We start from the raw sequence: 15,105 nt of genomic DNA on the forward strand, positions 1-15,105 counted from the left end.
TATGAAACACAGTCTCTACATATTCTTTCTTCTGATAAATTTAGGATTATTCGCCCAATCCCCATCCCTGATAAATTATCAAGGAACGACGCGTTTGGCTGATGGCACACCACTAAGAAACAAAACAATCGGGATTAAATTTAATATCCGTCAAGGAAGTAGTAGCGGAAGCATTATTGCGATGGAAACCCAGCAACTTCAAACCAACGCCTTGGGATTATTTTCAACTCAAATAGGAAAAACGACTGATCTGTCTGCAATTAACTGGCAGGGAAATACTCACTTTTTAGAGCTGTCTGTAGATACATCGGGTGGAACTAGTTTTGTAATACTTGGTACGCAGCAACTCGTAAGTGTTCCTTATGCTATGTATGCCAATTCAGTTCCATCTTCTTACACCAATAATATTTTAAGTATAGGAAATAGCACTTATGTACTTTCTCCAACAATTGCAATAACACCGAATGCTAGTATAACGGTTTCGGGTTTGGGTACTGTAACAAGTGTTGGCACAAATTCATTTGACATTAATATTCCTTCTCCTAATTTTACAGGGGCAAATGCAACCACGGTAAATGGCGCGTATCCTAATTATACAATAAGTTCTGCTATTCCGAGTATTGCTTTAACAACATCGGCAGCAACAGGACCATCTGTAACAAGTTCAGGAAGTTCCTTTAGTTTAAATGTACCGCCGCCAACCTTCACAAATGCTGGTCCTGCAACCATTACGGGAGCGTACCCAAATTTTACAATCAATTCATCAACTGGAACAACATACACTAATGGGGCTGGCATTAGCTTAACCTCTGGTTCAGTGATTGTGAATACTTCTCCAAATATTACACCAAGTGTTGCGGTAACAACTACCGCTTCTGCTGGTGCTTCTGTAACAAGTTCAGGAAGTTCCTTTAGTTTAAATGTACCGCCACCAACCTTCACAAATGCTGGTCCTGCAACCATTACAGGTGCTTATCCAAACTTTACTATTAATTCATCAACCGGTACAACGTACACAAACGGAGTGGGCATTGGTTTAACCTCTGGTTCAGTGATTGTGAACACCTCTCCAAATATTACACCAAGTGTTGCGGTAACAACTACCGCTGCTGCTGGTGCTTCTGTAGCAAGTTCAGGCAGTTCGTTTAGTTTAAATGTACCTCCACCAACTTTCACAAATGCTGGTCCTGCAACCATTACGGGCGCGTATCCAAATTTCACTATAAATTCAACCGCTGCCACAAATTATACTAGTGGTACTGGTATTTCCATTACCTCTGGTTCTATAATCAATACTGCCCCAAACCAAACAGTCACATTTAATAATACAGGTCAAACGCTTATAACGGGAACCTATCCAACTTTTAGCATAAGTACACCAAGTGTTGCCAACACAAGTATTGCATTAACAAGCACTGCTGCGGCAGGTCCATCGCTTTCCACAAGCGGCACCAATTCTTTTAATATTAACATACCGTTGGCTAGTGGATGGGCTTTATTGGGTAATGCTGGCACCACACCTTCCTTAAATTTTATAGGTACTACAGACAATGTGGGTTTACTATTTAAAGTAAACAATCAAAAATCTGGGTATATTGATCCAACGGCGTCTGCTAGCTCATTTTTTGGATATCAAAGCGGGCTCGTAAATACAGCTTTTGCAAATTCTTTTTTTGGGTTTCAAAGTGGAATGTCAAATACTACAGCTGGTTTAAATTCGAGTTTCGGCTATCAAGCTCTTTATTCAAATACTTCTGGAATAAGAAATACTGCAATCGGTTTTCAATCTCAATATCTCAATATTCTTGGAGGATGGAATTCCAGTCTTGGTGCAAATACTTTACATAGTAATACGACTGGTAACTTCAATACTGCAATTGGTCACTTCGCATTGCACGATAATACTACGGGTTCGTATAATACTGCTTTAGGTAATGATGCGTTAATAGGCCATATAACTGGTGACAATAACACTGCAATAGGTCGTGAGTCTGGTGCAGGTAACATCAATGGAAGTGGGAATGTTTTTTTAGGATTCAGAGCAGGCTTCTATGAAACAGGCTCTAACAAATTACACGTAGCCAACAGTAACAGCGCAACGTTAATTTATGGAGATTTCGCAAGCGGTAACGTAGCAATCAGTGGTACTGTTGCAAACGCTCCGTTGCAATTTAATAATGCTATTACGGGCCGTAAGATAGTTTTGTGGGAAGGCACCAACAACGATCATCAGGTGTATGGTTTTGGTCTTAGTAGCAATACTTTGCGTTATCAGGTAGATAATCCAGTTGCTGATCATGCTTTCTTTGCAGGTATTAATTCTACCACGAGTCAAGAACTCATGCGCGTTAAAGGAACCGGGAGCGTAGGAATTGGCGTACCTAACCCGTCTGCAAAATTAGAGGTATCAGGTGGTAAATTTATTATTAGTCAAGGGGTAATAAGAACCACCACTCAAATGGATGCGGATGCTAATACTTCCATACTTGGCTTAAACGGAATATCAGAGAATGTTGATGGTGATCTTTATTTACGATCGTATTGGGGTACTATTATTGACAGGCACGGCGGTAATGCGGTTGGTGGAACGGCAACAAATTTCGGAGTTGGTGCTTTTGCAGTAAGGTATAAAACAGCAACAAATACATTTAGAACTGATTTTTTAATTAACGATGTTGGTAATGTTGGTATCGGTACTGTGGCACCAGCTTCAATCTTTCATGTTTATAATTCTTCAGGAGATGCCATCGCAAGAATAGAAACACCCTCTTCTTCATTCGAAGCAAGAATGGAGTTTTATAAGTTTGGAGGTCTTTTTTCTGCAGCTGTTGGGTTTTACCCAGGAAATGCCAGTTTAAGACTTCGAACAATGACAACTGCACCAATTGTATTCGAACCAAATAGTGTTGAACGTATGAGGGTAGAGGATAATGGTCGGGTAGGTATTGGTACTACATCACCTGCTACAAATCTTCATATTAACAGCACAAATAATTTTACGCAGGTAAGATTAACGCATACTGCAACAGCAAGCTTTGGACTAGTTTTAGGAACTGATAATTTAAGTTCGGCTCTCTTAAATTATGATAACACTCCTTTGTATTTTGGTACAAACGGTGCCAACAGAATGGTAATCTCCAATACAGGAGCAGTTGGAATTGGTACCGTGACGCCGACTGCTACTCTGCATGTTAACGGAACAACACGTTTAGTTGATGGAACACAAGGTGCAGGAAAAGTATTAACTTCTGACGCCTCTGGTAACGCAACCTGGCAAACGTCATCTGGTGGATCAAGAACGAGGTCTATTGTATTCGACGTGGCTTCCCTTGATATAAGTGCTGCTGTATCAATAGTTCCAGGTACAAAAGGAGTGTCAACCTCTTACCAAAGACCTTATCTCCAATTATCTAACGCTGTTACCCAGCAATTTCAAACCGCATTTCCGATACCGTCAGATTGGAATGGGACAACCGCTTTTACTCTCGTAGTGCAGTATTCTTGTCCTACCGCATCTTCTGGAAATTTTGATATGCAAGTTTTATACATCGCCGCTAATCTGAATGCGGATATGACTGCTCCGACTACTGGTGGAAATCCCGTGTTTGCCGCTAATTCGGTTGCAAACGGATTAACGGAGGGTACGTTTGTGCTTTCGTCTTTTAGTGCAAGTAATAAAAATATATTTATTGATGTACGCAGAAATGGAGGCTCTGGCACAGATACCTCGAGTGACCCAATGTTTATACACGGAATAAAACTGGAATATAAAGATTAATAAAAAAGGATTTAAAATAAATTAGAATTATAATAATGGATAAAATGAAAAAAATATTATTACTAACCGCAATAGCCGCGAACAGTGCTGTATTTGCCCAGAGTCCCATAATTAGTCCCCAAGTGATTAACTCTGCAGGAAATGAAAGGCAAATTGGCACTACTGGCATTTATATCACCGATAATATAGGTGAACCCTTTACCGAAATGATTGGTTCAGGATCCTTATACATCACGCAAGGGTACATTCAACCAGAGGTTATTACAATTGGTGGCTTTACTGCGAATGTAAACGTAAATCACGTAAGTTGCGATGATAAACAAGATGGTGAAATTATTGTTCGCGTTTTGAAGCCCTTACAGGTGGCAAACTATCAGGTTACATATAGTTGGTCACCTACAAGTACCTGTACAGCAAATTGTGATTCAATTGTTAATTTAACGGCTCAAACCTATACAGTCAAAATTTTAATAACCTATACAAATAATATAGGAACCACAAAAACAGATTCCTTAACCAAGGTAGTTCCTGTATTAAGTACAGGCGGCCCTTGTTTAGTAAAAGTGTATCACGGTATTACCGCTAACAACGATGGAGATAACGATGTGTTTACAGTAGATCATATCGAAGATTTCCCAAAAAACAGATTGCTTATTTTTAGTCGCTGGGGACAACAGTTAGCCGATATTACCGGATATGATAATAATTCGAGATCATGGCCAAGCAAAGATAAGTTGGATAATCTGCTGCCAAGTACTTATTTTTACATATTAGACCTCGGAGATGGAAGTAAGCCAATGAAGGGTTGGGTTGAATTAATTAAAAACTGATAAATAAAATTATAAAATCATTTAAAAAACAAAAGATGAAAAAAATATTAATAATTGTAATGAGTGTGCTCTTCCTTTTTCAGGGACTAAATGCACAGCAAGATCCTCAATACAGCCTTTACCAGTTTAATCAAATGATTATTAATCCAGCTTACGCGGGTGCGCGTGATGCATTAGCCATTATAGCATTAAGGCGAGATCAATGGGTTGGTTTTCCTGGGGCGCCAAAAACAATGGTTTTGAGTATTCACGCACCTATAGCAAATAAAAATATAGGCATTGGTTTAAGCGTGGTAAGAGATGATATAGGGCCAAGGAGCACAACTGGTTTTTACGGAAACTTTGCATACATTCTTAAACTTAATCAGAAGTTTAAACTCTCGTTTGGATTAAATGGTGGCTATAACAGTTATAATTTTAATTTTGATGAAATAGACTTTAAAAAAGATGAGGTTCCTGCTGAATTATCTAAAAATTTGACCAAGGGCACATTGGATATTAATGCGGGATTGTTTTTAAGATCCAAGTCGTTTTTTGTTGGATTTAGTGCCAGTCACATTAACAGTCCTAAAGTATATTCCTATGAAACTGCTTCTATAAATCAGGGAAAATTTACCTATAAAGAATTCACCCACTTGTTTTTTAGCTTGGGAAATTCATTTGTGTTTAGTGAAAATTTAGTTTTTGCTCCAACCATCCTTCTTAAACAGGTGAAGAGTGATTTTGGAATGGATATCAACTGTAATTTCTTTCTTTATAAGCGATTGTGGTTAGGAGCTTTTTATAGATCTGAGTATGGCCCAGGAGCTTTAGTACAATTTTATGCTACCGATAAATTAAGATTTGGTTTATCTTACGACACTGGATTAGGTAATGCAAGCAAACTAGGCTCAAGTTTTGAGGTAATGATTGGTTTCGATTTCGCCCCAACTAAAGCAAAAATGATTAACCCTAGATTTTTATAAATAATGATACAACATAAACAAATATACATTTTGGCTTTTATTTTAGCTGTTATCAATTCTTCTTTTGCGCAAATTTCAAAGGGTGATAAATACTTTGAAAGTGGCGAATACACAAAAGCAATACCTTGTTACAAAAAAGAATTGACTTCAAAAAAAACCGATAAACATGAAGAGGCCATGATTAAATTGGCTAATCTTTATAAGTTAACAAACAAATATGCTGATGCGGAAAACACGTACAGAAGATTATTTGAGTTAAATCCAGATCAATCTAAAGAAGTGGTTTTTAATTACGCGCAAATTTTAAAAGCTCGAAGTAAATACGAAGAGGCTACTGAACAATACGCGAATTATGTTCAGAGAAACCCTGATGACGAGAGTGCAAAAAAGGCGTTAAAGTTTTGTAGAGAAATTAAATATCATTTATCTCGTTCAGTAGAGTATAAAATTGAAAATGTTGGTACAATTAATACGGATAAATCTGAATTTTCTCCGTATGTAATGAATAACAAATTAATATTTATTGCAGAAAAACAGGAGTTTGATTTTGTGAATTATTCCGTTGACGATTATAGTGGGCAACCTTTTATGAGTATGTACATTTCTGATATAGAAGGCGTTAATATTCAAAAATCAAAACAATTCTCTAGCAAAATCAACACATATTATCATGATGGACCAGGTTGTGCGACTGCTGATGAACAAACACTTTATTTCACGCGGGTAAATTATGTTTCTAAAAAAGGTTATGTAAACCGCTCGCAAATATATACTGCAACAAGAGACGGTAAATCCTGGAAAGCTATTAAACCTATTAACCTTAACAACAAAGAATATTCTATTGCTCACCCAAGTTTAAGTGATGATGGAACGGAACTTTATTTTACCAGTAATATGGATGGTGGTTATGGTGGCAAAGATATTTATGTGAGTAAAAAGGAAGGAGACGACTGGGGCACCCCTGTTAATCTAGGACCAGATATCAATACACCGGGTGACGAAATGTTTCCAGGTATACGTAAAAATGGTGTTTTGTTTTTCTCCTCTAACGGATTGCCAGGTTTTGGTGGATTGGATATTTTTTCCGCTAAATTTGTAAAAGGCAAATGGACATTAAATCGTAACGAGGGTCTAGATCTCAATAGTAGTACAGATGATTTTGGTGTTACTTTTCTAAACGATACAGTAGGCTATTTTTCTTCAAACCGTCCTGGCGGTAAAGGACTTGATGATATTTTTCTTTTCAACTTTAAAAACAAATCGGCTATTGTTGATGGTACAGTTTTATTAACTGAAAATTCTAAAGATTACGCAAAAGGTAAAAAAGTTTTACTCTTAGATGAATTAGGTAATGTTGTAGATAGTATGTATACTGATGCTAAAGGTTATTTTGCATTTAAGAATTTAGATGGTGATAGAAAATACATGGCATCGGTAATGGAAGAAGATCCTGAATTAGTTGGTAAGGCTCGTTTTTATCTCGCTGAAAATGACAGTGCCATTCATCGTGTTACAAGTAAATACAAGGACAATAAATTTGTATTTAGAAATTTACCAATAGATCCAAATGCTTTGCCAGACTTATACACAGAAGATGACCTGGTATTTGCGGGTACAATTAGAGTTGGTAATTCAGGCGAAGCCTTACCAAATGCTAAACTAAAACTCGTGAATGATTTCGGTGATGTTGTTGAAGAAGCTACAACAAATGAATACGGAGCTTTTGCTTTTAGAAACATCCCATCTGATCAAAACTATTTAATAGCTCTTGATGAAGGTGATATAAAGCTTGCAGAGGGTACTAAGATTATTTTAACCAACAAGGGTGGTAAAGATGTAAGAACATTTTATAAAGGAAAGGGTAATTTTACATTTAAAGTGCTCACAGCCGACAGAACTTTGCTTGAGGACATGGATGCTGAAGACGTTAATCTTGTAATGGGCATTTATGGGTATATGTACGACCAAGATAAAAAACCTATCGTTAATGCGAAAATTAGAGTAAAGGACGAGGATGGCTCAAATGAGCAAGAGTGGACTACTACTGCCAGTGGTAAATTCAATTTCAAAAATCTGGATGCTGAAAAGAATTATATTTTTGAAGCCGATGCCAATGATCCAAGTTTAAGTGGTGTAAAACGTATTTATATTTCGGATAGCAAAGGAAGAATTTACAAGATAGTAGATATGGATGGAGGAAAATTCTCATTTAAAATTTTAGAGGTCGATAAATTCTCAATGGGTGCATTCGTAGTTGAAGATCCTTCACTAAAAATCGCTGAAATTAAAAAACAGAAAGAAGAACTTAAGAAAAATCCTTCAATAGCTCCTAAAGAAAAAGAAGCTAAACCTGCTGTTGTAAAAGCAGCTGAACCAGAAGAAGAATCGGAAATGACGGTTACCATTGTTGAAAACATCTACTATGCGTATGGCGATTATTCAATTGGTGAAGAAGGGAAAGCTATCTTGGACAAGGCCGCTGACGCTTTAACAGATTATCCTAAGCTCATGCTTGAAATAAGTTCACACACCGATTCACAATCAAGCAGCGAATTTAATTTAGGCTTGTCAAGAAAACGCGCACAAACAGCTGTAGATTACCTAGTTAAAAAGGGTATTAGCCGCGGGCGTTTAAAAGCGACCGGTTATGGCGAAACTCGCTTACTTAATAGATGCGAAGACGGAGTAGAGTGTACAGATGCTGAACACAAAGTAAATCGTAGAACGGAATTTAAAATCACAAAGCCGATTAAGAGGTAAATATGGACTTTGTTTTATTTGATCATTCTGAAATATGGAAGGGTTTTTTGCCTCTTACCTTCACACGTCCACTTTCAGAGATGCGCATCGGTGTTTTAACAATTAAAGAAAAATGGGATCTTAGTTTAAATACAGTTTGCTCTTATTATACACAGGAGTATTTGCAAACTAAATTTAAAACGGATGTTGAAGTAGGCATTTTTATTAATTCTAAGTATTCTCCAGATACAAAAATAGTGTCAGCCATTTTGACTTTGAAGAAGAGCGAAGCACTTTATAAAAAATCTGACCTGATAGCGTTTCACGGCTCACAAAGCGATCTTGAAAATAATTTCTTAAAAAAGATTGAATACGCTTTTGATGTTTTTGAAATAAATAATACTTGGGATATTTTTCAAAAAAATGCTGAGGCTTTAAAAAGTGATTTTGAACTTTTAACGAAAAACAAAACTTCTGTAAAGTTAAGTAAGTCTGTTACCGTTATAGGTAATGAATCTCAAGTCTTTCTTGAAGACGGTGCAAAAGCAGAGGCATGTATCTTTAATACTTCAAACGGACCAATATACATTGGCAAGGATGCTGAGGTAATGGAAGGTTCTATTGTTCGCGGACCATTTGCTCTTTGCGAACACAGTACCTTAAAAATGGGGGCTAAAATTTACGGCGCTACAACTATTGGTCCACATTGCAAAGTTGGTGGTGAAGTAAGTAACAGTGTTATTTTTGGTTACACCAACAAGGCGCATGATGGTTTCTTAGGAAATTCTATAATAGGTGAGTGGTGCAATTTGGGTGCCGACACAAACACAAGTAATCTAAAAAATAATTACGGCAGCGTTAAGCTTTTCAGTTACAAAGAAAATAAACAAATAGACACAGGCCTTCAGTTTTGTGGACTTGTGATGGGAGATCATTCAAAAGCCGGCATAAACACCATGTTTAATACGGGAACTGTTGTGGGCATTGGCTCTAATATTTACGGTGGTGGATTTCCAAAAACGGCTATTCCAAATTTTAGTTGGGGTGGAAGTGAAGGTTTTGAAAACTATCGCATTGATAAATTATTTGAAACTGCCGAAAAAGTTTTTGAACGGCGAGGCTTAAAATTAAATCAAATAGAGAAGGATATTATTTCTTTTGTCTACAAAGGCGGAGTGAAGTTGTAATTCTCCTTTGTGCTTAATTTGAACCAAACCACAGAGTAACACAAAATTGGCATGGAGTAACACTGAGAAAATTAAAAACTCTTTGTGTTTGTGATTAAACGATCAGGAATAGAAAGAAATCTAAATCTCTTTTTCTGCTTCTAATGAAAACACCATGGGAATATTATTTCCTAAATGCTTGATTCTAAATTTTCCAGGTTCAAATTCTTCGGTGTGATTAAAACAATTATAGGGTGAATAATTAAACTCATCAAACGATTTAAGAACTAAACCATTTTGTATTAAACTATTCAACACCTCACTTGTCGGGTGATTCCAAGCTATGTATTCGTTTTTGATAGGCGCCGTTTTATCGGCATAAGTTCCACTTTCGGTTTCAACTATTGGTGCAACATTAAAATAATTGTAAGCGATTTTTTCAAAATTATCATCATACATCCAAACAACCGGGTGAAATTCTACAAATATGAACTTACCACCTGGTTTTAAATAGGTGGAAATGAGTTTTGCCCACTTGTCAATATCAGGCAACCAGCCTATCGTACCATAACTTGTAAAAACAATATCAAACTGCTTATCGAGTTGCTGTGGTAATGAATAAAGGTCACAGCATATAAATTTCGCATCCAAATTAGTTTTTTCCGCCAATAGTTTTGCGTTTTTTATTGCGTTATCAGAAAGGTCAACACCTGTAACGTCCGCACCCATTCTCGCAAGGGATAGGGTGTCTTGACCAAAGTGACATTGTAAATGTAAAAGACTTTTGTTTTTTATATCACCCAATAAATTTAATTCAATTGATTTCAAAGAGGTTTTACCCTGTAAAAACCCTTTTACATCATAAAATTCTGATTCCAGATGGTAGTCTGTTCTTTTGTTCCAGGATTCGCGGTTTTTGGCTATGTAATCTGAATAATTTTCCATCTTAGTTTACAACAAGATCTTCTACACTATTATCGAGAACCTTTTTAAGATTTTTAAAGAATTGAAGATGTGCTTTACTAAGAATATTTTTAAATACAAGACCCATCACCTTATTACTTTTTATTTCAAAAGTTTCTGTTACCTGTAACAAACCATTTTTGCCGGTTGTGAGAGTTAAGTCTATAGTTAGAAAAATAAAACTTTTAACAGGAGAAGTATAGCGGATATGTTTGTGTTTTTCCACTTCTATCACTTTTGCAGTGTATTTAGGTCGATTTTTAATGAACCCAAGAAGGTAAATTTCTTCCTCTATACTGTATTCGATATAATCAGGCAAATTCTCTTTTATTATGGTTACATTAGTTATTACTGGATGAACTTCACCAAATTTCTTGAAATCTAATAAAGTTGAATAAACCAAATCAAATTGATTTGGCAAATGGTGTTGTAGGGTGAATTGCGTTGTTGTCATATTAAGTATAAAGATATATCAAAAATACGTTTATTTTTTAGCTCGATTTATGAAGTTTCGACTTTAATCCATATTTAGTAATTTAGCTTTTGATGTATTAAATTATTGTGATAAAAATTCTAAAAAATAAAAGTTTTATTGTTTATGGCGTGGCATTAGCCTTGTTTTTATTTCTTTTAAAATGGCTTGAACTTCAGTTTATACTAATTAATTATTCGTTTGAAATATATACGAGCGCTATTGCAATTGCATTTACTTTTTTAGGAATTTGGCTAGCATTAAAATTGGTTAACCCTAAAAAAGAAACTGTTATCATTGAAAAAACTGTTTATAAAGACCGTCAAGAATTTGTTTTAGACATAGATCAACTTGATAATTTGGGTTTAAGTAAACGCGAAATGGAAGTACTGGATTTAATGGCAAAAGGTTTAAGTAATCAGGAAATAGCTGAAAGCTTATTTGTTTCTTTAAATACTATTAAAACACATTCTTCAAAAGTATTTGAAAAACTCGACGTTAAAAGAAGGACTCAAGCTGTAGAAAAAGCTAAACGCTTGAATCTCATACATTAAGTTCATACTACTTTCGTGTGAAATTAAAAAAGCGCAAGAAAATCACCCTAAAGTATGAATGAAAAATTGAAAACTGAGCTTAGTTTTGCATCTGAGTTTAATCTTAAAATAAATAAATTATGAAAAAAAATGTATTGGTTTTTGGTGTCATTGCGGGATTGATTGTGTCAACCTTTATGGCAGTTTCTATGATGAAGTTTTCACAAGCTGAAAATCCGGACATGTCAGGAGGAATGATAATTGGCTTTGCAAGTATGGCAGTGGCTTTCTCTTTTATCTTTGTTGGAATTAAAAATTACCGCGATAAGCAAAACGAGGGAGTAATTACCTTTGGTAAAGCTTTTTTAATGGGCTGCTTAATAAGTTTAGTTGCTTCAACAATGTATGTTGTTACCTGGGCAATTGAATTCCACTTTTTTTTGCCTGAGTTCGCACAAAATTATGCCTCGTCTCAGGTGAAAATGATAGAACAAAGTAAGATGTCGGTACAGGAAATGGAAACAGCTATTAAAAAGGTGACAGATGATATGAAGCTTTACGCGAGTAATCCTTTTTATTTTACAATGTACACTTATCTTGAAATATTCCCTGTGGGGCTTGTTGTTACTTTAATTAGCGCCCTCATTCTCAAGCGTAAAACTAAAAAAGATTCGTTAACCGATTAAAAAAAATAATATGGAGAAATTTGTAAGTGGAATAGGGGGCGTTTTTTTTCGCTCAAAAGATAATAAGGCATTGGCTCTTTGGTATGAAAAAAATTTCAGAATCAATACGGTTTCTAGTAATATTCCTTGGTCTCAGGAAGCAGGACCAACTGTGTTTTCACCTTTTAAAGAGGATACTGGATATTTTGGCAGTAAAAATCAACAGTTTATGATAAATTTCCGTGTTCACAATCTCGATAAATTTGTTGAAGAGCTGAAATTGAACGGTGTAAAAATAGATTCGGAAAGAATGGAAGAAAGTTATGGTAAATTTGCCTGGGTTTATGATCCAGAAGGAAATAAAATAGAGCTCTGGGAGCCCAAGGAATAAGCAGTGTAAGGTTTTTTAGCTTATTTTTTTTGTTTGTATAAATAAACTATTGTAACTTGAAAAAAAATAAAATATGGTTACCAAACTTAATCTTTTCTTAGTAAGCCTAGTACTTTCACTCTATGCCTTTGATTCAAATGCGCAAACAAGTGCCGCTGATTTTGAAGGTGAAATTGTTTACACAAATTCTTTCAAAAGTAAAAATCCACAAATGAAAGAGCAAACTCTTGCTGTAATGTTAGGTAAGGAACATCACTATTATATAAAAGATGGTAATTACAAAACTGTAATGAATGGAATGTTTGCTCAATGGCAACTATTTATAAACAAAGACAATAAGCTTTACAATAAAATGGCGAGTTCTGATACTGTTTTCTGGAATGACGCAGCATTACACGACGATGAACTTTTAAGCGCCGCCTTAAATAAAGATGCCATAACCGTGTTAGGGTATGTATGCGATGAGCTAATACTTACGTGTAGAAGTGGAGTTCACAAATATTATTTTAACTCTCAGTTACAAGTAAACGCTCAACTTTTCATAAATCACCAATATGGAAATTATTACAATTATATTTCCAGGTCTAACGCAGTGCCATTAAAAATGATTTTAGAGGACAATGAATTCACGCTCGAAAGTGAAGCAACAAAAGTGATTCCGAAAAAGCTGTCCATTGACTTTTTTCAATTACCTGCTAATACAAAAACAGCGCCAAGTCTTTATTAAAATTATTACATTCTTTCGGGCACGTGAATACCCAACAGGTTCATTGCGTTAGATAACACCTGTCCGCTAAGTTGCGCCAACTGTAAACGAAACTTTTTAATTTCTAAATTCTCTTCCTTAAGGATTGAGAATTCGTGGTAAAAACGATTAAATAACTTTGTGAGTTCATATACGTAATTGGCTATAAGGGCAGGACTATATGTTTTACCGGCTTCATCAACTATTGCTGAAAAATCATAAATGCTTTTAATGAGTTCTTTTTCAAGAGCGTTTGGTTCAAAGGACGTGTTATCAGAACTGAAATCCATTTCTGCTTTACGAATAACAGATTTGATACGTGCGTGCGTATATTGTATAAAAGGCCCGGTATGACCATTAAAGTCGATACTTTCTTTTGGATCGAATAGCATTTTTTTGCGTGGATCGACTTTTAAAATAAAATATTTTAAGGCGCCCAAACTAATTGTTCGGTATAAATCAGCTAGCTCTTCGTTAGTAAAACCATCTACCTTGCCAAGTTCTTTGGTGGTATTTTCGGCTGTATCATACATTTCTTGAAGCAACTCATCTGCGTCTACCACAGTACCTTCACGACTTTTCATTTTGCCTTCGGGAAGTTCCACCATACCGTAACTTAAGTGGTAACATTCTTTTGCCCAGCCGTAACCCAGTTTTTCTAATATTTTAAACAAGGCCTTGAAGTGATAATCTTGTTCGTTACCAACTGTGTAAATGAGTTGCTGCAGATTGGGATAGGTTTTGAATCGCTCTATGGCTGTGCCGATGTCTTGTGTAATATAAACACTGGTACCATCAGCCCTTAAAACAATTTTTTCATCGAGTCCATCTTTGCTTAAATCAATGGCAACGCTGCCGTTTTCTTTTTTGTAAAAAACATTTCTATTTAAACCTTCCTGAATAATTTCTTTGCCTAATAAATACGTATTGCTTTCGTAATAGAGAACGTCAAAATCGACTCCTAAAATTTTATAAGTCTGTGCAAAACCTTCGTAAACCCATCCATTCATGGTTTTCCAGAGCTCAACTACTTCTTTATCTCCAGCTTCCCACTTTAGTAGCATTTCTTGAGCCTCGAGTAAGAGTGGAGTTTTTTTTTCTATCTCTTCTTTGGTTACCGTAATCCCCTTAGATTCGTTTTCTTTTATGAGTTCGGCAATTTGAATTTTATTTGCTTTGTCAAATTCAACGTAATATTTACCAACCAAGTGATCGCCTTTCATACCGGAACTTTGAGGCGTTTCGCCATTACCGAATTTTTGCCAGGCTAACATGCTTTTGCAAATATGAATTCCCCGATCGTTGGTAATATTTGTTTTTATGACTTGGTGCCCGTTCGCTTTTAATATCTGAGCAACAGAGTATCCTAAGAGATTATTTCTAACATGGCCAAGGTGCAGCGGTTTGTTGGTATTTGGGGACGAGTATTCCACCATAATTGTTTTACCGGAACTGTTTTCGTTTTTTAGTCCGATATTTTTAGCACTCTTTACGGAGTTAAAATAGTTGATCCAAAATTCATTATTAAGTGAAATGTTTAAAAAACCTTTCACTACGTTAAATGCAGAAATACTTGAGTTCAGTTGAAGTATAAATTCGCCGATTTCTTTTCCTAATTGTTCAGGAGATTTTTTTGTTTCCTTGGTATAAGGAAAGGTAACTAAGGTAAAATCGCCTTCAAATTCTTTTCTTGTTTTTTGAAATATAATAGTCTCAGTTTTAATAGAGTATAAGTCAGCAAGCGCTTTCTGAACGGAATCAAACAATAGGTTTTCTGCATTAATCATGCGCAAAATTAACAATAATACCGATTACACATTCAAGATAACTCAATAAATTACGAATGAATGATGCAGAA

12 protein-coding genes are annotated in these 15,105 nt (G+C 35.7%); 9 read left to right on the top strand and 3 right to left on the bottom strand.

The window, feature by feature from the left end:
- The first annotated feature begins 1 nt into the window (after position 1).
- From P2086_RS10675 to P2086_RS10695, 5 genes are read left to right on the top strand one after another with little or no spacing between them, the layout of a single operon-like run.
- A complete protein-coding gene (locus tag P2086_RS10675; protein WP_317896731.1) occupies positions 2 to 3,778 on the top strand; it encodes a beta strand repeat-containing protein in 3,777 nt (1,258 codons plus the stop codon).
- 44 nt (positions 3,779 to 3,822) lie between these two features.
- Positions 3,823 to 4,608, top strand: a complete 786-nt coding sequence (locus P2086_RS10680; protein ID WP_317896732.1) for a T9SS type B sorting domain-containing protein — start codon at positions 3,823 to 3,825, stop codon at positions 4,606 to 4,608.
- 35 nt (positions 4,609 to 4,643) lie between these two features.
- Positions 4,644 to 5,573, top strand: coding sequence for a PorP/SprF family type IX secretion system membrane protein (locus P2086_RS10685; RefSeq protein ID WP_317896733.1), 930 nt, complete (start codon positions 4,644 to 4,646; stop codon positions 5,571 to 5,573).
- 3 nt (positions 5,574 to 5,576) lie between these two features.
- A complete protein-coding gene (locus P2086_RS10690; RefSeq protein WP_317896734.1) occupies positions 5,577 to 8,333 on the top strand; it encodes an OmpA family protein in 2,757 nt (918 codons plus the stop codon).
- Positions 8,334 to 8,335: 2 nt separating this feature from the next.
- Positions 8,336 to 9,499, top strand: a complete 1,164-nt coding sequence (locus P2086_RS10695) for a GlmU family protein (protein WP_317896735.1) — start codon at positions 8,336 to 8,338, stop codon at positions 9,497 to 9,499.
- A 120-nt stretch (positions 9,500 to 9,619) separates the two neighbouring features.
- Here P2086_RS10695 and P2086_RS10700 read toward each other — a convergent pair whose 3' ends face one another.
- Together P2086_RS10700 and P2086_RS10705 are read right to left on the bottom strand one after the other, a co-directional pair.
- Positions 9,620 to 10,423: a class I SAM-dependent methyltransferase gene (locus P2086_RS10700; protein ID WP_317896736.1), complete on the bottom strand. Its 804-nt coding sequence runs from the start codon at positions 10,421 to 10,423 to the stop codon at positions 9,620 to 9,622.
- A gap of 1 nt (position 10,424) precedes the next feature.
- Positions 10,425 to 10,895, bottom strand: coding sequence for an SRPBCC family protein (locus P2086_RS10705; protein WP_317896737.1), 471 nt, complete (start codon positions 10,893 to 10,895; stop codon positions 10,425 to 10,427).
- Between the two features lie 107 nt (positions 10,896 to 11,002).
- Between P2086_RS10705 and P2086_RS10710 the strand changes: the two genes are divergently transcribed.
- The 4 genes from P2086_RS10710 to P2086_RS10725 all read left to right on the top strand — a co-directional run bounded on the left by P2086_RS10710 (position 11,003) and on the right by P2086_RS10725 (position 13,229).
- A complete protein-coding gene (locus P2086_RS10710) occupies positions 11,003 to 11,467 on the top strand; it encodes a response regulator transcription factor (protein WP_317896738.1) in 465 nt (154 codons plus the stop codon).
- A 119-nt stretch (positions 11,468 to 11,586) separates the two neighbouring features.
- Positions 11,587 to 12,132 carry a DUF4199 domain-containing protein gene (locus P2086_RS10715; protein ID WP_317896739.1) on the top strand — a complete coding sequence of 182 codons (546 nt, stop codon included), beginning with the start codon at positions 11,587 to 11,589 and terminating at the stop codon, positions 12,130 to 12,132.
- A 10-nt stretch (positions 12,133 to 12,142) separates the two neighbouring features.
- The gene (locus P2086_RS10720) at positions 12,143 to 12,502 is read left to right on the top strand and encodes a VOC family protein (RefSeq protein ID WP_317896740.1); all 360 of its coding nucleotides are present in this window, start codon (positions 12,143 to 12,145) and stop codon (positions 12,500 to 12,502) included.
- 73 nt (positions 12,503 to 12,575) lie between these two features.
- Positions 12,576 to 13,229 carry a hypothetical protein gene (locus P2086_RS10725; RefSeq protein WP_317896741.1) on the top strand — a complete coding sequence of 218 codons (654 nt, stop codon included), beginning with the start codon at positions 12,576 to 12,578 and terminating at the stop codon, positions 13,227 to 13,229.
- Positions 13,230 to 13,234: 5 nt separating this feature from the next.
- On the opposite strand, the gene argS is transcribed toward P2086_RS10725, so the two are convergent.
- Positions 13,235 to 15,034 carry an arginine--tRNA ligase gene (argS, locus tag P2086_RS10730; protein ID WP_317896742.1) on the bottom strand — a complete coding sequence of 600 codons (1,800 nt, stop codon included), beginning with the start codon at positions 15,032 to 15,034 and terminating at the stop codon, positions 13,235 to 13,237.
- Between the last annotated feature and the right edge of the window lie 71 nt (positions 15,035 to 15,105).

This window comes from Aurantibacillus circumpalustris (genome assembly GCF_029625215.1).
Classification (GTDB): domain Bacteria; phylum Bacteroidota; class Bacteroidia; order B-17B0; family Aurantibacillaceae; genus Aurantibacillus; species Aurantibacillus circumpalustris.